The sequence below is a fragment of the Pseudochrobactrum asaccharolyticum genome (assembly GCF_003314995.1).
Taxonomy (GTDB): domain Bacteria; phylum Pseudomonadota; class Alphaproteobacteria; order Rhizobiales; family Rhizobiaceae; genus Pseudochrobactrum; species Pseudochrobactrum asaccharolyticum.
Genome location: NZ_QNRH01000015.1, coordinates 26,256 through 43,507 on the forward strand (window position 1 = coordinate 26,256; position 17,252 = coordinate 43,507).

A 17,252-nucleotide genomic window follows, 5' to 3' on the forward strand; every position below is an offset into this window, starting at 1 on the left:
GCTTCACCGGCCACGCATTCTTGCCGCCGCTTCATTGTGCCTGTCTATTCGGGCTTGATTGTCTCTAATCTCCCCTCGGAAAGAGGAAATGTAAGCTTCATCCATCGCTTTCAGGATTTTGAATTCAAACGGCTTCATGCCCCGACCAGTCAGCCGAGACCATGCATCATAATCAGCAACAGATATGCGCTTGTCAGCTTCCTGCCTCATGTTGGACAGGTCGAAAAACCACTCCCAAAGGTAGCTGCCCGCTAAAGGGATAACGATGTGCGGCGACGGCTCGTCAACGCGTGCGTAACGCTGCCGTCGCGTCTCACCGTTATGATCCGGCGTGTCGTATCGAATATGATCACGAACCGCCGTGCACAGATCATCCTTTAGCGTTTCATAAAATTTGAGATTTTACTGACCTGTGCGTCCAACTGTTTCTGGATCCAGTCTTTTGAAAGCAACTTCATCTTATTCTCAAGGGTAAGAGCAGGCTCATCTTCATCGCCATCCTCAAGAACATTGCCGTTAAAATCCCAACCGACAATCGCCGCCGCAATGCGCTCACGCGCAACCTGCATGCCGATAGTCAGGCGCTCATTCCCTGCGATTTTCTGGCTAATGTCCGGCTGTAGAAGGTGCTCACGGAACACACTAACTGCAACATCGGACTCAATCGAAACCAAATCAAAGAAAACACCAAGGCCTGTGCCATTAGCAGGATTTTTAAGCTCGTACCGGATCGGCGTGTTGTAATCGACCAAGCCAAGAATTGAGCGCTTAGTTGAGGTTTTGTTTTTAGGCATTTTCTGTCCTTTAAAAAAGAAAAGCCCCGCATGAGCGAGGCTGTGTAAGGTTACGCAATATCCGTAACCACCTAATCGTAAATTAACTTCTCCATGTGATGTTCTGTATAAAATTTATGGAGATTAGAATGGTAAAACCTAGTAAAATAGAAAAAATTAAGGCCACCTCAGCAATGTATGCAAACATGAGTGTCGTTCTTTTTGCAGGCGCAATTTTTAGCATTTTATTGCAGAGTGTAAAAGGGGCTAATCTTGATTTTGCTGTGGCTATTATCACTGCGGGAGTGTTTATTGGCTTTAGTATTTTTAGTAAATCTCACTCCCTCAAGGAACTTGAAAAGCTTGATACTCTAACGGAGGAATGAAAAGGCGGCCTGAGCCGCCTTCTTTTATTATGCAATTATCGCTAGTGCAGCTTACTCACTAAGAGCCTTTAGTGTTTTGACCAACGCATGGAGGTGTATACCAACCATAGATTCTATGGTCTTAGAAAACTCCAAGAACTCCTGCGCTACATCTCTGGGAAGAGTGCATATCTTTCTTGGCTTTAATCTTTCAAGCTCGGCTTTTGATTTTTGAATAACTGTTGGGCAGCTAAAAACGGTTCGGCCTGATCTCGACTCTTTCATTTCTGGTATTCGCTGGCAATCAATAGCGAAATGATCCTCATATTCCCCCTCTGAATTCAGGAACATAAAGCCATATTTTGAATTTCCGCCATTGAAGACGAAACAAAAGTGAAATTTTGCTTTCCCCGCCACCGCGCTTTCAAAGAGCACGATGTCCCCCACTTCAAAATCCATATCTTACAATCCAGATATGTCTTGAAGTTCACGCGCTTTATCGAAGTTCGGGACTTCAAATAACAACCCTAAACTCATCGGGTATTGTTTACGGTCACCATCATCCTCCCAAGCGTCTACATAAGCAGGGTCTTCATGAGTGAGCCGTCTAATTTGACCAAACCCCAAGCTTTTGACAGTAATTGCCGCTTCGTTTAGCGCCTTCTTGTCACTCAATGAAAGATGATCATCCACCCACGAGACATCACTATTTGAGTATATAAAAAGACCACGCTCACCTTTTTCCATATCCCAAGGCAATTCATCAAGATTATACATTCGCATAGTATGCGCGTTACGTTTTAGAATATCGTAAGCTACCGTAGGCACTGGCCCATGATACATAGCAACATAATTATCAGATGATATTAGCCGACCATATCTGTTAAGGTGAGCTCGATCGGCCAGAAACATAGTTTTTACTATATCATATTGCGTAACGACATGATTATTCTCGCTAGCAGCTTTTATAATATAGCTGATAGCTGCAATAATTTTGTCTATGTTTGGCACAAGGTTAGCTATCTCAGCCTTTTTGCGTTCCATCTGATTCTTGCCCCGCGTTTGAGGACGCCTTACTACAAATTTACAGATTATTAAAGATAACTGTCAATCTGGTTAATTTGATGACGCCCTGCAACCTTCATAAGTGATCGGTCGATCACATCCAACTCATGCCCTGTCATTGCCCCCTCGGCATTTCCATCACTACTAGTAAAGTACATTTATGCAGTTATGCCGCGATCCTAACAAAAAGGCGGCCTGAGCCGCCTTCTTTTGTCATTGCTAAATCACAGTAGTTGGACAAAGCCATCATTATCGCTGCCGGATAAGCCCGCATCTTACTTTGTGGTCAAGAAAAGAATCCCAATGACCACCATGCAGCTTTTGCATTGCTTCGCAGAGCTTTGCAGCATGGTATTCGCAGAGTTCTTCAAGTGTCATGGCCTGACTTGACGCTGCAAGCGCCAAAGCAGGGGCAGCAATGACAGCACCTGCAACCGGTGCAGCACAGAGGAAAGAGCGACGGTTCATGCTGCGCCCCTCATTCTTAGGTCATCAGGGACGCGTTCATTAAGGTATTTCAGCCCTTTAGGAGTGATAAACGCCTGCGGCCGCACCTTATCATCGATCAGAGTAGTCTTTACTTCAAAGATGCCCATCTGGATGAACTGAACACGCGCCACCAGATTGCCGCCCTGATAAAACAGATAATGCTCTTTCAGCCAACGGATGAATAGGTTTGGCCGGCAATTAAGTGCCCGCGCTGCATTTTGAAGGCCATAAAGACCGTCAGCGTTCATGAACTGATCGAAGAACTGAGTTTTCGGCTTATCCGCTTCAATGCGACCCTCAAGCTCGATAACCTTCTCGCTGTACGTAAGAAGTAAACCCCGCATAGCAGCCGGATTATTAAGAACTGCAACCGGATCAACTGCATTTTTGGCTCGGCGCTCACATTCGATGAAATACTGACGAGCCTGCTTGCCCTTTTCGTTGCGCTCTACCATGGCAAGCTCTTTCGCCATATCCAACGAGATATGGTATTCGCGGCTCGGTCGGCCACCGGATGTAGTTTTACTCAATTCCGAGTAAAAGTCCTTTCCTTCCTCAAATTCGTATTCCGTGATCCTGCGAGAGACCCAATCATTGAAGCGAACACCAAGTTCAAGAAATGAGTGTAACTCACGAGCATTAACCGTCTGGATTGTTTCTGATCCGATAGTCCCTTCCATAACGGCAGGGAATGCAGTATTGTTATTTGGCATTTGATACCTCATCGTTTCAATTGTTATGAAAAAGCTGGATTATGCTGTGGTAGGCGATCCGGCTTTTTCGTTTTCTATGGCTTCAAGACCCTTCTCGACCAAGTCTCGAACAGCTGCGGCTCTCGCCCCGATTCTCTGCTCAAAGCGATAATCATCAATCTTTTTTATCAAAGATGGCTCCCACATGATGGGAACACGCTCAGTCTTAGCTTCCGACAAGTATAACTCCTTTCATTGCTTATCTTATTAATATGGCCTAGTGCCATATTGTCGTCAAGCCAATATATGGCCTAAGGCCAATATTTATTTATGGCACTAGGCCACATATAATGCTGACATGACACAGGACACGCCAAGCCGCTCTTTAGATAAAGTAATCGTACGCCTACCGGACGGTATGCGTGACCGCATCCGTGAGGCTGCGGAAAATAATAACCGATCAATGAATGCTGAGATTGTATCCCGTCTTGAGGCTTCGTTCGGGATGGACATCCCCTTGGTTCAAGGTACAGTAAATACCGTTCAAGGGTTTCAAGCGATTGCACAGCAACTCGTTACCTTAACTCAAAATCCTCAATTTCAAGCATTCATAAAAGGCATAGATCAGCCCTCATCAAAAGAGATTGAACACTTACCTAAAGATGAAAAGCAGCCAAGTTCTCCCACCAAGGCCGACGAATGAGCCTGATTCACAACGAGCGCATTAAACTACTGGCGACTTACCTAAACGGCGTAGGCATTGCCATTTTTGCCGTCGGTGGTTTTGCGCCAATAATATCAAGCCTTTACAACCAAACAGGGCCAACGCTGATATTAATGCTTGTCAGCCTTGTTTGTTTTTTGGTGTCCGCTGTATTACATTATGCAGCGAGCAATGTTCTTAAGAGGTTGAAGCCATGACAACACTGGAAATCCTATCCCTGCTGATCATGCCTGCTGCTGGCCTTATCCTTGCAGGTGCAGCCGTCTACTTCGCTAATCACATACGATAATTGCCACATTTTGCACGTCCTCAAATTGAGGGCGTACCTTACCAACGACAAAGACCCCGCCTAGCGGGGTTTTATTTTTATAACCTGTGAATCACTCAGGTTTGCATCACTGCGATGCACATCCTCAATTTGAGAATGAATAATTATTTCCCATTTTGGGAATTATCACTTGTTCCCAAAATGGGAATACGCTATATAAAGTCATGCAGATCATAGCCAAAAAAGCACTCAAAGATTTCTGGGTTAAACACAATCAAGCTGAGGCACCTTTAACGGCTTGGTATCTAGCAGTAAGCAAGGCCGAATGGTCTGGCCCACAGGATATCAAGGCTATGTTTGGCTCCGCAGACTTTGTTGGCGACAATCGCGTTATTTTTGACATCGGCGGCAACAAGTACCGCATCGTTGTACATGTGGCTTACAAATTTCACCGTGTTCTCATCAAATTTGTCGGAACACATAAAGAGTATGACAAAATCAATCCGGAGAAGGTGTGATGGAAAATATTCGTCCTATTAAAACCGAAGCCGACTATGATTGGGCTATTGTCGAAATTACCAAATACTTCGAGAATGAACCAGAAGTAGGCTCCCCTGATGGCGACCGCTTCGATGTCCTCGCTACTCTCATTGAAGCATATGAGGATAAGCACTACCCTATTACGACACCCGACCCTATCGAAGCCATTCAGGCGCACATGAATATGGCAGGATACAAGCAGGCCGCCCTTGCTGATGTAATCGGATCACGCTCTCGAGCTTCCGAAGTTCTGAGCAAAAAGCGCCAGCTTACTATGGATATGGCATTCAAGCTCAACAGAGACTGGCACATTCCTGCAGAGGTTCTCATACAGCCGTATCATTTGGTGAATGATGACCAGAGAGACAAAGCCAGCGCAACCTAACGTTGAAACTCCACATCCATCTCATATCAAGGAAGACTAGCCCCGCATAGCGGGGTTTTATTCGGCTCGACTCTCTTGCACGACTCTGGTTTGTTTTCTTGCTTAAACAAACGGGGGTTTTTTATGGGTGAGTTACTGGATCGTGGGTTCCAACGCCAAATTCTAATAGCTTTGCAAAGCGCCTACCCGCGCTCCGTTAAACCTACCGAAATGTTTGGGGAACAAGCCGACAATCGGCTTCTTGTTAATCTAGCTTATCTAGATGAGCATGATCTAATTGACCTCACGCTATCTACATTCATGGATGGAGAAATTACCCTAGATGCTGCGAAGATTACAGCAGCAGGTATGGACTTCATCGCTGATGACGGTGGACTCTCTGCTATTCTGGGGGTCGTAACGGTAAAACTTCATGAAGATACTATCCGGCAACTTGTGATAGACAAAATTCAGAAGGCGGATGGCGACCAATCTGTAAAATCAGCTCTCATCGACAAAGTGAAAAGCCTCCCTGCTGAGGCACTCGGCAAATTGGCCGTAGATGGACTTGGCACTGCAATTTCAAAGGCGCCCGACGCCCTCAACTTCCTCACTGATATGCTCGGGTAGTTCCTTGGATGCTTTGATAAACTCGGCATCGTTGATCGGTCGTCCCGCCCTGTGCCGCTTTATCATTTTAATGGCATCGCCCAATTCCATGTTGGCTGAAAGGACGATGTACCAACTTCCATCTGATGCCTGTATTGGGCCGCCCGGAATCTGACCTTTAGGGATGGCAATTAGATCAAAATGTTCTTTCATTAAGCATCTCCTGACAGTTATTTACCGCCTACCCCTGCCTGTCTCGAAGGCATGCCCCGCATAGCGGGGTTTTATTTAGGTTGCAGGAACTTCAACACAGCGCTGCTGGAAGCCGCATGTCCATGTGCGTGTCGGGAAATCTTCTGGGCCTCCACCGGCAATCAATGGGCCAACAATAATGCCGCGATCATAAATCGTTGTACCGGTTCCGCCTGTCGTGAGCTGGTCATTCCATACCCGTTTGAATGCGTAGTTCATATTGGTCAACGCAAGATCACTCATAAGCTCTTGGCCTGCGTCGCCGGTTTTCAGCTTACAGGTCAATGTGAAATCGCCTGCATTGGAGATACCCTTGCCTTTCTGCGTGAACTCTGTGTCCATTGTATCAAGACCGACAATGTTTGTATTCGTGCCAGACTCACCGACCTCAGACACAAGCGAAACTTTCACCCAGTCAGTGAGCGCCTCGAACTCTATCAGCGCCATATCCTGTGGTTGCGGGGTTTTACTGACATAAAAAGTCATGCCTTTATTTGTTGCCATAACGGAAACCTCTATAAAAGTTGATGTTACTGATCAGCCTGCCAGTAGATCGAAACCGGCAGCGTGACTTGAGAAGGCTCGGAAAAGATCGTGCCTATTTCGGGTATATGAGTAATGCGAACTTGGGCAGCCCCGTGCCAAAGCGTGAGATCAGCGGGGAAATGCTCGACCAGCTTTTCACCAAGCGCGAGATAATCGCCCTCTGACTTAATCCAATCGGCTTGTGTGGGAATATGGGTGATTGTGCATTGCAGAATGCCTTTGTGCAGGCTGACATTGCCCTCGCCCATCGTTAAGCGCTGCGGCTTATTGCGGTACAAGTTCACCCGAATGAACGGCTCCCTACCCCCATTTTGAGGCGAGTAACGCTTAAGCTGGTAGACGACTGGAATTTCAGTATTTAGCAGTGATAGCCGTGTGTAGAGTGCGGCCATAATGTCTTTGTAAATCATCAGACTGCACCCGCCTTTCTAAAGGCTTGCTCGACATAAGTGTTCCAATTTTGCGCGGCACCACGCACCCAGAACCGGCCAGACTGGTTGTAGAGCCTGCCGAGGCTGTCCATATCTTCAAACCCGTATTCGAGGCGCATGGCGTAGGAAGCTGTGAAACTCAGATAAACCGTGTCGGATAACTTGATGCTTGCCACCGCACCCGATATCCCGTCGAGGCCGATACCCGTATCACCTATCCTCGGCAGCGTATTGAGCGTGATCTGAAAGCTATTGCGCAGAAATCCGGTATCGACCGGCGAGGTCTTCACAATATCCTCTGCCATAAACTGCACACTGGTCTGGAACACAGCGAGAATAAGCTTCATCACATCCTGATGAAACGCGCCGACCTGTCTTGCGAAGTTCATCGGTCTTTCCTCGCAAAGAAATTGAGGCGCACGAAATAAGTACAGCGGCAGTTGATTGTTTGGCTTGCTCCTGCTCCTAAGCTGTTATCCATCGGATATTGCATCTGCGTGCCGTCCGGCATGGTGAAAGGCGTGTCCATGCCAACCACTGAAACACCGTTCATATGAGCATGCTGATCGCGTGTGCGGCTGTCAGTCGTGGCAATCCAGACCTTTTCCGCTTGATCCGGATCGACACCGGCCTGTTCTGCAGCCTGATAACCGGCTTCCATACGGGCAGAGTTCAAAGCCTCCATAACTTCGGTCTGGCCGATGGTGTTTGCGCGTGTGATCAACAACCGCTCGGAGTACCGCAGCGTCAGTTTGTTGATCTGGGCTTGCGATAGTTCAATCTCACCTCGCATGGCCTTCATTACTGTTCCATCAAACCGCTTATCGCGGCGCGTTCGGGTTAGATAATTTGCCAATGCCTGCGGATTACCAGCTGATAATTCAGCTCTCGCACGTTGGACATATTCGGCCTGATTGCGGTTGAGTACCAGTGCACCGCCTACCCGCTTGCGCTGCGCCGGATCGTAAACCCCGATCAGTTCTTGGGCGACCTGTCGTGGGTTGCGTCCTGCCTTCAATCCTGCGGCCAAGGTTGCCCGTGTAGCGGCTTCGGCCTCTTTAGTGAAATCCTGTATCAATCCGCTCAAATAGCCACTCAGACGGCGCTCTGCGCGAAGATTACGGGCATTAAACTGGAAGTTGACTTTGAAGCCGCGCGCATCACGAACAAGCGGCAACATCGCCATAGCCGCAGTGCCGGATGCTGCATAGGCCACTGCCATCGCATCACCCAACGCATTGAACGAACCGGCCTGAATGCCGATAGACCGGAGAACATCGCGGACACTTCCCGTCTCAATCGCTTTCATCAGTCTGGTAAAATCAGCATCACGAATAATCTGATCTGCTACAGCGAGAAAGGCATCACGCACAACCGGCTCAAACCGCGCTGTCAGTGCATCAAGCTGTCGGCGCTGCTTTGCGGATAGCCGATATGTCATGAATTACGCCTTAGCTGCGAATGAGTAATAGACCGGCGTTCCGGCAGGGTTGAGATCACGCGAGCCGATTACAACCAGTTCCTCACCGCTCACCTTGATGATGTCGGTCGGTTGCGGCTGGATACGATCTGCTCCCTTACCGCTGATTTTCTTCATCTGCACAGCCATGTAGCCAAATCTGGCTAGCTGCATGGTGAAGTTGCCTTCAAACTTAAGGTCGAAATTGTCAGCCTTGCCAGCGCTGACCGGCAGCATGGCAACTGTGACCTCATAAGTTGACTGAGTGCCGGCCGATGATTGCCAATCACTCGGATCGCCTGTCTCAATGCGTGAAAGCTCAGCTTTTGCCCCAAACTCAGCCAAAAGCTCAAGCGCAGTATCGCGCATCATCCCATAGTCAAATGCTGCCATATTACACCTGTGATATAGAGCCAAATACTGCTGTTCCGGATTGATCTGAGTGGATTAGGCCAGATAAGAGGTTTTCGATTACCGCACGCCCTTGATCGTCGTTCGTTTCTGACAGGGACATGAAGGCCAATTCGCAAACAGAGGCGACGATTTTCTCAGGAATTTCATTGTCGGGAAAAAAACGTCCCTGAAACTTTGCCCGTTTGCGCGGCCATGCAAGTGGTTGCCCGAAGGTTGCAGTCTCACCGATAAAGCGAGGGCTATAAGTTGTGTCCAGAAACTCACTAGCGCGGCACAGAGCTTGCTCAATGATGCTGTCGGTGTATTCGCCTGCATGATGTCCAGCGGCATCACAGTGGGCGGCAAACTGATCAGCATTGGCATAGCTGATTATTGACGGAGTAATCGGCATATCAGCCCACCGATCTGACCAGTAGGCCGTTAGATGTTTCATTACGAAGATATGGCGCAAGCATCCCATCAACCGTGGATATGAGCGGCGTTAAGAAAGATGCCGTTCCATCGCTCTGCGCACCTGAATACTGAACTTCAAGCTCACCAACCTTCTTGCGCACGACCGCGCCAGATGCAGAGCCAATGGCATTCAAACCACCTTGATTTCGCGCTTCTTGATAGGCAGCCTCAAACGAGGCGTAGATAACCGCCTGCGGCACTACATTGTCGGGAATAGCCGTTCCGCGCAGGGATGCACCAGTACGCGGCCAAGCCCGTTCCTGATCAAATGTCACAACGCGCCCGATAAACCGATCACCATATACAGCATCGACATACTGACTGCCTCGCTGACGCAGAACAGCGGGGGCCGGTGCATCCGAAGTCAGTGTATAGCCGTTATCAGCCAACCATCGCTGAAACTGTTCGTCTGTACCGTAACCCGCCATATCCGTTATTCCGCCAGTTTCGCGTCGATGAGTTCTTGCAGTTTTTCGTTTGAGATGTTTTTTGCATACTCAACGCCAAGCTCATCGGCCTGCTTTTTCAGTTCATCACGGTTCGCAGTAATGGCAGCCTTGCCATCATCATCGCCCTGAATGATTTCATAACGCCCTTCCCATCCCTTCGGCTCAGATTTGAGCGTCAGTTCGGTGCCGACTTCAATTTCACCGGATGCACCGTAAATGCCCGGCTTCGTGATTTTCACACGCATGAGAATACCCTTTCCAAATGAAAAGCCCGGCGCTTTGGCCGGGCAGTTTCATCAATTGACCTGTGTGGAATAGAAGACACCGGACTTACCGTTAAAGTCGGCACGGATTTCCAAGCCCATCGCCCCCATGACCAAGAACTGGTAGTTGTCTGACGGGTTCAAGCGAACCTTGGCCGTGGTGTTCACCGCCATACCGATCAACGGACGAATGTATTCAGCATCAGGCACGAAACCGAAGAATTCGTTTCCTTTCAGCTCAAAAGTCACCACGATTTTGTTAATCCGGCGATTGGTCAGCAAATACGACAGTAGCGTACCACCCTTGAAGCCAGTCGAACCGGAATATGACTTGTCAAAGTTGCGGCCAATCTCCGGCGAGATATACAGATTGACCTTGCCAGTGATCAGGTTGGCATCCAGCATCGCGCCGAGCGTCTGCGTGATGAAGGTATCAACCTCATCAGAACCGGCAGTGGTCAGATCAATATTAGCCCCACCCGCAGCAGAACCGAGATTGATAGCCTTGGAGTATGGTGAGGTACGGATACCGTAAGCGGTGTAGCCACTCACAGCGATTGTGGAATCGCCATCCAGAGCATACCGTGCCATATCACGGCGGATTTTAGCGGTATGTGCTTCCTGATCATCCGACAGAGCATCAAAATTTTCAGACTGCAGGGTGTTCCACTCGCGCCATTCGCGGCCATAAGCGGTCGAGAAGATTGGCACCGGTGTACCGCGATAGTCATAGGTGACTTTATCGACCGGCGTTGGCACCTGACCGGACAGAGAGCGGGTAACCGCACCGGCATCCGAAGATACGCGGTTCAAATGCACCAGCTTGCCGATATTAACCGCTTTTGCTAACGGCATGAGATCAGCCATATAAGCCTGACCTTCATCGTTACGCATCACGCGACGGGTAATCCCATCCAGTTCGAGCCATGCATCGCGCGGCAAGATAGCAGCCTGATTACGGACTGATGCAAGTTGATCTTCGGCATTGTGGAACCATTCACGATCTGCCGATACTTCATTCCACCAGTCAGCGTGAACTCGTGAACTGTTGAGAAGCTGAGAAGAAAAATAGCGCATGTGGCGAAGCTCCCTTATGCTGCTGCCAGATGGCTCTTGGCTGCACGCACGCGCACAAGCTGATCCGATCCGGTTGTATTGTTGAATGCTTCTTCCGCAGTTGCGATGATACGATCACCGGCAGCAGCCAGCACAAAGCGTCCTGTTGCGTTTGTGGTCAGTTTTGCGCCCTTGGTGATATTCTGACCGGTTGGCACGCGGACATTGAAAAGCTGTGCATCCAGCATTTCCATGCCGATCATGCGATCTCCGGCTTTCCATTCATCATCAACGCCGTTCAGCGTCAGATAATTGTCCTGAGCGATGAAAACTGCGTCATTGATCGAAGCGCCCGCGATTGCAAAACCGCCTGTTGCATTGAACACCACAGCAAGCCCCGGCAAAGTCGCAGCGGCGGCAATACTTTCATGTACCTGTGGTGTTGCCTCAGTGAATGGGCCTGCAAAAATCTTGTTATACCGAGCCATACTTATTCTCCTTCCGGAACTTTAAAGCCCTGCTTTTCAGCATTTGGCTTGTACTGACTGTTGAGCGGCGCGGCCTTGCCCGGCTCTGCTTTGGGAGCCAGTTCTTTGAGGGCTTCAATACTCAGGCTGTTTGCCACGGCTTCTGTCAGCAGATTGGCCTTAACCACCTTTTCAACCAGACCAGCCTTTTCGGCATCGTCCTTGGCCTTCTGGTTTTCCAGTGCCGTATTTTGTGCATCGACCAATGGTTTAACGGCATTTGCCACCGCATCACCTACGGTAGTGCCAATATTGGCAAGCCCTTCCGAGAGGGTTTCAACCTTCGCGGAAAGTGCGTCAAACTGCTCTTTAGAGACAGACATGTCGTCTTCCTTTCTGTTTGTAGAGGGTTCCCGCTCAGTAAAGCCAAAGGCTTCCATGATGACGGATTTCATACGATCCAGAACTGTCGCCTTTTGGCGGCGTTCCAATGCACGGGCGAGTGAATCCACTGCCCAATCGAGTTCAATGTCGGCCTGATCGACGGCAGAGTTGATAACTTCGATTTCCTGCGCTTCACCATTGGAGTTAACGAGCATTCCAACGCCTTGCTCAGGTGTGGCGGCGCCTTGTTCCCCAAGTAGGATTGCATCATGATCAAATACGATTTCTCGGGCGATATGCTTGTAATCAACATCACCGTTTGCAACTTCCAGCATTGCCAAAAGGCCGGTAGATGTATGAACCGCCTCACCTTTATCGATAGCACTCAGAACAGCTTTCCCGCCCTCTGAGCGGTTCGCCATTTCAACGTCGATCACCTTATCGAGCAGCACACGGCCATTCTCACGGCGCACATTTTCATTCCACGCCCCTATCCAAGAAAGGTTGATACCTTCTGGATCACGTGCGGAAACAAACTTACCGTTAATGGTAGGGTGACCGAGTGGTGCAGGAGTGCGCTCAAGACCGCCAAAGCTCTTCTCGATTTCCTCTGCCGGATACATGATGTTATTCATCACGATATTGTCCGGCAGGGTTGCTGACGGCACGATCACAACATCACGACCGTTCCTTTTCTCACGTCTAATCGCACCGGCGTTAGCCAGTGTGCGGATATTCACCCGAACTGTCTTCATTGATTAGTCCTCGATTTCAGGATCAGCAGGCGGGACAACTATCGGAGGCGTGTCAAACTCATCGTTGTCATTGCCGTCAATACGATCAGGGTAGCGCTGATCATCATTCAGTGGCTCTTTGCCCAGCACTTCACGCATTTCGTCACCGGTAAACACCAGTTCGCCAATTCCCTGCATTTTCTGGTTTGTGTCAGCCATCCTGGTCACACGGTCGATCTTTTCAGTCATCGACACCTCGGTCAGATCAGACCAATCAAGATACCAATCGCGTTCTGGTAGGATACGAAACCGTTCAAGGCGGCTCACAAGCTCCATGATGTTCGGGCGAACCGTATTATTGCGCCTCGCCATGTTGGTCTGTGACCACTCAGTCGCGTCCTCTGTGCTGGCACGCTCGCCGGTCTGCGATCCAACAAGAATTTTAACCGGCATGGTGATAGAGGCGGCAAAGGATTGCAGCGCGATTGCAAAGAAATGCTCAGGGCTTGGTAGCGTCACACTCAGGCTTTTAGCTTGCATGCCTTGGATCATCAGGAGCTTGTCAAAGCCTTTCTGCCAATCCTCGACCTGCTCATTCATGCGGTCTACCAGTTCCTCGACTGGTACGCCCATTGCCCGAGCCATTTCGTCAATTTTGGCTTCCGGATCAACTTCAAGCACCGGTGCGGATTTGGCATTCTTCCAGAAACCTTCACCGCCTGCACCACTGATCTTTTCCAGCGTCATCAGATCATTGTAGCCCGGCTCAAGCAGCGACTTGCAATCAAATGTGCCATCCCGTGACCAGATGATCACGCGATCCGGATGCAGCATAAAGCTGCGTGGTTGACGGACGTCATCACCGACACTTGCCTCATTGAACTGGAACATAAGCGGCTGGCCGTAGGCTTCGCTCTTTTCGTCTGTCTCCCATTGAGAGACTTGGAGTTGCCCTTCCCATGCCGGAATGATTTCAACCAAGCCAAGCAGGCCACCTGAAACCGTATCAACAGGCTCGGAGAACATCTTATTATCAGCCAGCCGCAGAATAACCCCAGAATAAGAACCAACCATTGAGCGCCGATCAGCCTCTGCTAGTCTTGACCAGATCCGCAGGTCTTCAAATCGTTGCCGAATTTCTCCCTCAGCTTTCGTCTCTTTAGTATGCGCACCCTGTGTACCGTCACGCTGTTGCTCCTGCAGAAACGGAACATCCTGCCATGTTTTCAGAATGGTTTTATCAACGGCAGCTGCTGCAATGCCATTGCGGGTATACATGGCATAGAGCATGTCGAAGGTGACTTTATCCGGATAGCCGAAGTCCCTGTAGTGATTATGTTTGGCCGTCATAAAATATCCGGGAAACATCACATCAAGCCGCCGTGCCGCAGCATTAGCCAAGGCTTTTAATGCGCTCATCGGTGCCTCTTACTTAAGAACATGCCCGCCGTCGGGGCTTTATCACGTGGTGCAAATGCCATAACGAAAGCATCTGCCTTGTTGGGTGATGGCACATCGCGTTTATCGAGGTCTTTTTTGCTCTCGACCTTGGAACGCCCTGCATTGTCAAAATCTTTGCGTGGTGTTGAAAGCTCATCAATCAAGCCGTCCAAATGCTCACACTCGCTCGAGATGGCGATTAGATCATCTTCATCAAAGACTTCGCCCTTGGTGACTGCATTAAATGTGTTGCGAAACCGCTTTGAGACGCTCCACCATGTCTGTGCTTTCAGGTTGGCGTAGAAATCTTTGTTCTTCGGCGATTTCGGATCATTCGGGTCAACCTGTCGTTCTGGGTTAAGAACCGCAGCGCCAGCATTGAACCGGAAATACTCAATCTTCACATTGTGATCGACATTAAGGGCTTGGAATTGAGCGCCAGCAAAGGCACCCACCCCGATACTGTCATAATCAATCTCTGCGTCGAGTTCTCTTGCTAGCGCATGAACACGGCCAGCGGATTTGAGAAGCTCGTCCTCTCGCGCCTTCCATTCATCCACATGCGTTGCAAGAAAGCCGTGTGCGGCCACAGTCGCGCATTTATCATTCCCGCTGTCAGCAACGTCGAAGCCGATACGCTTCACGCCCTTGGGCTGAATGCCGAGCTTCTTATGAGCATCAACCGCAGCCAGCACCCAAGACCGTTTAATAATAACAGCCTCATCATCCTCTAATGGCTCACCCAGATAGATATGCCGGAACTCATCTTCATCCTCGTTGCGCTTGGCATCGATGACCTTGAGAATGGTTGTCGATAAAAACGGGTTCTCATTGAAATTGATATGCCGCTTGATCGTATCGGGCGGGGTATTGCGCACGAAACGCTTATAGACAAAATCAGTGGTCAGCCTTGGATTGAAGATAATCCAGAACTGAGAGCCTTCCTTACGAAGTGTTGGCTCAAGAATGTCCCACTGCTCCTGCGTGAGGTTATGTGCTTCCTCAATCCAGCATATGTCGATGCTTTCCAGCGATTTGATTTCATCGATATGGCGCCACAACCCATAGAACATGAACTCCGCACCGGTCACTTTATGCCGGATGGTGTTCTCAGTGATGATGAACTGATTAGTCAGACCAAAACGGCTGATCTGAATTTTGAGAAGCGTATAGACACTCTCTGCAATTTTGTTCTGAAACTGGCGGGCACACAGAACACGGATATTACACTGTGTTGCCAGATACACCGCAAACCCCGCGGCATCCCATGATTTAGAGCTGGATCGACCACCATAGAGAACACGGTTGCGTGCCGGCGTAAGCCAGAAATCACGAAGTGCCGGATTGAGGGTTGGCGTAGAAGTCTGCAAGTGTTTTAACCTCTATCGGCTTACCATCCTTGCCGGTGTGTTCATTCACGATCTTGTCTGCCCAATCGTCTTGATAAAGGTTCTTCATGGCGAAGATGATTGCCGCCGTGTTGCCGGAACCGGTTACTGCCTGATTAGCCAGCCGCCTTTCCCAGACACCTTGCCCTTTAACACGCCCTTTTTTTATAGCGTCGGAAAACTCTGAATGAGTATTAGCCCATTCATAGACAGTATCACGACAAACGCCGATCTCCCCTGCCCATGACGCAAGCGTAAAGCCCTCGCCAAGATGCGAGATTACATCATTCACATATGCGGCTTTGTAGAGCGTTGGGCGCCCGCCTGCGTTGCGATCTGTTCTATCCGCTATCTGCTTTATACGGTCAGGCGAAATCCCCATCACTCACCCCTTACAGCAGCAGCGACCATTACAAGCCCTGCGGATATCGCCCAGATTAAAATGATCATGCCGATAAAGTGCCAGAATGATTGAAAGGTGAATTCAAGAAAGGGCATGAGTTATCCTTTTCTCATCGAGAAAATCCCTCTTGCTTTGATGCTAGAGTCAAGTTTCAATACCGCAAATCATAGAGGGAACGAAAATGAAGTTGTTTACTTTGATGGCCCTGGGCGCAGTTGTCTTCGCACTACCATCTTACGCATCAATTGACTGCGATAAAGCAGAAGACCAAGCAACGATGACCAAATGCGCTAACGATGAATTGGCTAAAGCGGATAAACAGCTCAATGCAAACTACAAGAAAATAGAAAGTCGTTTGGCTGACGATGAAGATACCAAAAAATTATTGATTACCTCACAGCGCCTTTGGATGAAGTTTAGAGATGCCGAATGTAACTTTGCAACGTCAACAATAGCTGGAGGAAGTCTGCACCCAATGATGGTTGCCATGTGCAGATCTCAATTAACCTCAGATCGCAACAAGCAATTATCTAATTATTTAAATTGCGAAGAAGGCGACCTCACCTGCCCAGTGCCGTCTGGCGAATAACAAGGAGTGAAATCTCCCACATCAATCCCCTCTCCTGAGGAGATAGAAATGAGCACCCGCGCCGAACTGTGAGGAACGGCAGCATAACCCGGCCATTTGGAGGAACTTCGCCTACTCCCATTTTGGAACATATGTTGTCGTTCAACGTTTTCATCCTCAAGTGATAGTTGCAAGAGGTAAAGTATGGAAACATTTCAAGCCGCGCTTACGTCAACTCTGAGCGCCGACAATTTTAATGTATGGCCGCATATTATCGCTCTGGCTGCAGCATATATTTTAGCTTTACCTATAGGGTGGCACCGTGAGCGAGAGGAACGAAGTGCCGGACTTCGAACATTTCCTTTAGTCGCAGTAGCTAGCTGCGGTTTTGTTCAAGCAACCGAGGGAATTGCAAATGGCAATCCTGAAGCCCAAGCAAGGATTATTGAAGGGGTCATTACCGGTATGGGCTTTATTGGTGGCGGTGCTATTCTGCGATTAAGCACTTCAGTTAAAGGCACTGCAACAGCTGCGAGTCTATGGGCAACTGGCGCAATTGGCATTGCATGTGCCATGGGAACTTTTGATGTTGCGATAATAATCGTGATTTTTGCCCTGCTCACTTTGTGGATGTTCTCTAACGGAAAATCTCACAC

30 protein-coding genes are annotated in these 17,252 nt (G+C 49.1%); 8 read left to right on the plus strand and 22 right to left on the minus strand.

Annotated elements, in window-relative coordinates; genetic code table 11:
• Positions 1-3 precede the first annotated feature (3 nt).
• Together DFR47_RS22425 and DFR47_RS20400 are read right to left on the minus strand one after the other, a co-directional pair.
• On the minus strand, positions 4-369 hold the full coding sequence (locus DFR47_RS22425; RefSeq protein WP_425373340.1) for a phage tail assembly chaperone: 366 nt from the start codon (positions 367-369) through the stop codon (positions 4-6).
• 8 nt (positions 370-377) lie between these two features.
• Positions 378-794 (minus strand): hypothetical protein, encoded by a 417-nt coding sequence (locus tag DFR47_RS20400; protein WP_113946355.1) that lies wholly within the window; start codon positions 792-794, stop codon positions 378-380.
• Between the two features lie 128 nt (positions 795-922).
• On the opposite strand from DFR47_RS20400, the gene DFR47_RS20405 reads away from it, so the two are divergent.
• The gene (locus tag DFR47_RS20405) at positions 923-1,159 is read left to right on the plus strand and encodes a hypothetical protein (protein WP_113946356.1); all 237 of its coding nucleotides are present in this window, start codon (positions 923-925) and stop codon (positions 1,157-1,159) included.
• Between the two features lie 51 nt (positions 1,160-1,210).
• Here DFR47_RS20405 and DFR47_RS20410 read toward each other — a convergent pair whose 3' ends face one another.
• The 5 genes from DFR47_RS20410 to DFR47_RS20430 all read right to left on the minus strand — a co-directional run bounded on the left by DFR47_RS20410 (position 1,211) and on the right by DFR47_RS20430 (position 3,624).
• Positions 1,211-1,597 carry a hypothetical protein gene (locus tag DFR47_RS20410; RefSeq protein ID WP_113946357.1) on the minus strand — a complete coding sequence of 129 codons (387 nt, stop codon included), beginning with the start codon at positions 1,595-1,597 and terminating at the stop codon, positions 1,211-1,213.
• A 3-nt stretch (positions 1,598-1,600) separates the two neighbouring features.
• The gene (locus DFR47_RS20415) at positions 1,601-2,182 is read right to left on the minus strand and encodes a Panacea domain-containing protein (RefSeq protein WP_113946358.1); all 582 of its coding nucleotides are present in this window, start codon (positions 2,180-2,182) and stop codon (positions 1,601-1,603) included.
• A gap of 270 nt (positions 2,183-2,452) precedes the next feature.
• Entirely contained in the window at positions 2,453-2,671 is a 219-nt protein-coding gene (locus tag DFR47_RS20420) for a hypothetical protein (RefSeq protein ID WP_113946359.1), read from the minus strand.
• The gene (locus tag DFR47_RS20425) at positions 2,668-3,405 is read right to left on the minus strand and encodes an antA/AntB antirepressor family protein (RefSeq protein ID WP_210207359.1); all 738 of its coding nucleotides are present in this window, start codon (positions 3,403-3,405) and stop codon (positions 2,668-2,670) included. The genes DFR47_RS20420 and DFR47_RS20425 overlap by 4 nt, the downstream gene beginning before the upstream one ends.
• Positions 3,406-3,444: 39 nt before the next feature.
• Positions 3,445-3,624: a hypothetical protein gene (locus DFR47_RS20430; RefSeq protein WP_113946360.1), complete on the minus strand. Its 180-nt coding sequence runs from the start codon at positions 3,622-3,624 to the stop codon at positions 3,445-3,447.
• Between the two features lie 118 nt (positions 3,625-3,742).
• On the opposite strand from DFR47_RS20430, the gene DFR47_RS20435 reads away from it, so the two are divergent.
• From DFR47_RS20435 to DFR47_RS21925, 5 genes are all read left to right on the plus strand, one after another.
• The gene (locus DFR47_RS20435) at positions 3,743-4,087 is read left to right on the plus strand and encodes an Arc family DNA-binding protein (protein WP_113946361.1); all 345 of its coding nucleotides are present in this window, start codon (positions 3,743-3,745) and stop codon (positions 4,085-4,087) included.
• On the plus strand, positions 4,084-4,305 hold the full coding sequence (locus tag DFR47_RS20440; RefSeq protein WP_113946362.1) for an amino acid transporter: 222 nt from the start codon (positions 4,084-4,086) through the stop codon (positions 4,303-4,305). Before DFR47_RS20435 ends, DFR47_RS20440 begins: the two co-directional genes overlap by 4 nt.
• 295 nt (positions 4,306-4,600) lie before the next feature.
• Positions 4,601-4,894, plus strand: coding sequence for a type II toxin-antitoxin system HigB family toxin (locus tag DFR47_RS20445; RefSeq protein ID WP_113946363.1), 294 nt, complete (start codon positions 4,601-4,603; stop codon positions 4,892-4,894).
• Positions 4,894-5,301: a helix-turn-helix domain-containing protein gene (locus DFR47_RS20450; protein ID WP_113946364.1), complete on the plus strand. Its 408-nt coding sequence runs from the start codon at positions 4,894-4,896 to the stop codon at positions 5,299-5,301. Before DFR47_RS20445 ends, DFR47_RS20450 begins: the two co-directional genes overlap by 1 nt.
• Before the next feature lie 123 nt (positions 5,302-5,424).
• On the plus strand, positions 5,425-5,910 hold the full coding sequence (locus DFR47_RS21925) for a hypothetical protein (RefSeq protein ID WP_170137587.1): 486 nt from the start codon (positions 5,425-5,427) through the stop codon (positions 5,908-5,910).
• On the opposite strand, the gene DFR47_RS20460 is transcribed toward DFR47_RS21925, so the two are convergent.
• The 15 genes from DFR47_RS20460 to DFR47_RS20530 form a co-directional block, all read right to left on the minus strand.
• On the minus strand, positions 5,863-6,102 hold the full coding sequence (locus DFR47_RS20460; protein ID WP_113946365.1) for a hypothetical protein: 240 nt from the start codon (positions 6,100-6,102) through the stop codon (positions 5,863-5,865). The genes DFR47_RS21925 and DFR47_RS20460 overlap by 48 nt on opposite strands.
• 75 nt (positions 6,103-6,177) lie before the next feature.
• Positions 6,178-6,645 (minus strand): hypothetical protein, encoded by a 468-nt coding sequence (locus tag DFR47_RS20465; protein ID WP_113946366.1) that lies wholly within the window; start codon positions 6,643-6,645, stop codon positions 6,178-6,180.
• Between the two features lie 26 nt (positions 6,646-6,671).
• Positions 6,672-7,097, minus strand: a complete 426-nt coding sequence (locus DFR47_RS20470) for a phage tail terminator-like protein (protein ID WP_113946367.1) — start codon at positions 7,095-7,097, stop codon at positions 6,672-6,674.
• Positions 7,097-7,507 (minus strand): HK97 gp10 family phage protein, encoded by a 411-nt coding sequence (locus tag DFR47_RS20475; RefSeq protein WP_113946368.1) that lies wholly within the window; start codon positions 7,505-7,507, stop codon positions 7,097-7,099. The genes DFR47_RS20470 and DFR47_RS20475 overlap by 1 nt, the downstream gene beginning before the upstream one ends.
• Positions 7,504-8,559 (minus strand): phage minor head protein, encoded by a 1,056-nt coding sequence (locus tag DFR47_RS20480; protein WP_113946369.1) that lies wholly within the window; start codon positions 8,557-8,559, stop codon positions 7,504-7,506. The genes DFR47_RS20475 and DFR47_RS20480 overlap by 4 nt, the downstream gene beginning before the upstream one ends.
• Positions 8,560-8,562: 3 nt before the next feature.
• Entirely contained in the window at positions 8,563-8,970 is a 408-nt protein-coding gene (locus DFR47_RS20485; RefSeq protein ID WP_113946370.1) for a hypothetical protein, read from the minus strand.
• 1 nt (position 8,971) lies between these two features.
• Complete coding sequence (locus DFR47_RS20490; RefSeq protein WP_113946371.1) at positions 8,972-9,382, minus strand: DnaT-like ssDNA-binding protein; 411 nt, start codon at positions 9,380-9,382, stop codon at positions 8,972-8,974.
• A 1-nt stretch (position 9,383) separates the two neighbouring features.
• Complete coding sequence (locus tag DFR47_RS20495; protein ID WP_113946372.1) at positions 9,384-9,872, minus strand: DnaT-like ssDNA-binding protein; 489 nt, start codon at positions 9,870-9,872, stop codon at positions 9,384-9,386.
• A gap of 5 nt (positions 9,873-9,877) precedes the next feature.
• Positions 9,878-10,138 carry a hypothetical protein gene (locus DFR47_RS20500; RefSeq protein WP_113946373.1) on the minus strand — a complete coding sequence of 87 codons (261 nt, stop codon included), beginning with the start codon at positions 10,136-10,138 and terminating at the stop codon, positions 9,878-9,880.
• A 51-nt stretch (positions 10,139-10,189) separates the two neighbouring features.
• On the minus strand, positions 10,190-11,233 hold the full coding sequence (locus tag DFR47_RS20505) for a major capsid protein (protein WP_113946374.1): 1,044 nt from the start codon (positions 11,231-11,233) through the stop codon (positions 10,190-10,192).
• 14 nt (positions 11,234-11,247) lie between these two features.
• Positions 11,248-11,700 (minus strand): hypothetical protein, encoded by a 453-nt coding sequence (locus tag DFR47_RS20510; RefSeq protein WP_113946375.1) that lies wholly within the window; start codon positions 11,698-11,700, stop codon positions 11,248-11,250.
• Between the two features lie 2 nt (positions 11,701-11,702).
• Positions 11,703-12,818, minus strand: a complete 1,116-nt coding sequence (locus DFR47_RS20515; RefSeq protein WP_113946376.1) for a hypothetical protein — start codon at positions 12,816-12,818, stop codon at positions 11,703-11,705.
• Positions 12,819-12,821: 3 nt separating this feature from the next.
• Positions 12,822-14,216, minus strand: a complete 1,395-nt coding sequence (locus tag DFR47_RS20520; RefSeq protein ID WP_113946377.1) for an anti-CBASS protein Acb1 family protein — start codon at positions 14,214-14,216, stop codon at positions 12,822-12,824.
• Complete coding sequence (locus DFR47_RS20525; protein ID WP_113946378.1) at positions 14,213-15,607, minus strand: PBSX family phage terminase large subunit; 1,395 nt, start codon at positions 15,605-15,607, stop codon at positions 14,213-14,215. The genes DFR47_RS20520 and DFR47_RS20525 overlap by 4 nt, the downstream gene beginning before the upstream one ends.
• The gene (locus DFR47_RS20530) at positions 15,567-16,007 is read right to left on the minus strand and encodes a terminase small subunit (protein WP_113946379.1); all 441 of its coding nucleotides are present in this window, start codon (positions 16,005-16,007) and stop codon (positions 15,567-15,569) included. The genes DFR47_RS20525 and DFR47_RS20530 overlap by 41 nt, the downstream gene beginning before the upstream one ends.
• Positions 16,008-16,209: 202 nt before the next feature.
• Here DFR47_RS20530 and DFR47_RS20535 point away from each other — a divergent pair, with 202 nt between their 5' ends.
• Positions 16,210-16,617, plus strand: coding sequence for a lysozyme inhibitor LprI family protein (locus DFR47_RS20535; protein WP_113946380.1), 408 nt, complete (start codon positions 16,210-16,212; stop codon positions 16,615-16,617).
• A 183-nt stretch (positions 16,618-16,800) separates the two neighbouring features.
• Positions 16,801-17,252: MgtC/SapB family protein (locus DFR47_RS20540; RefSeq protein WP_147245689.1), on the plus strand; the 452-nt coding region annotated here is incomplete at its 3' end.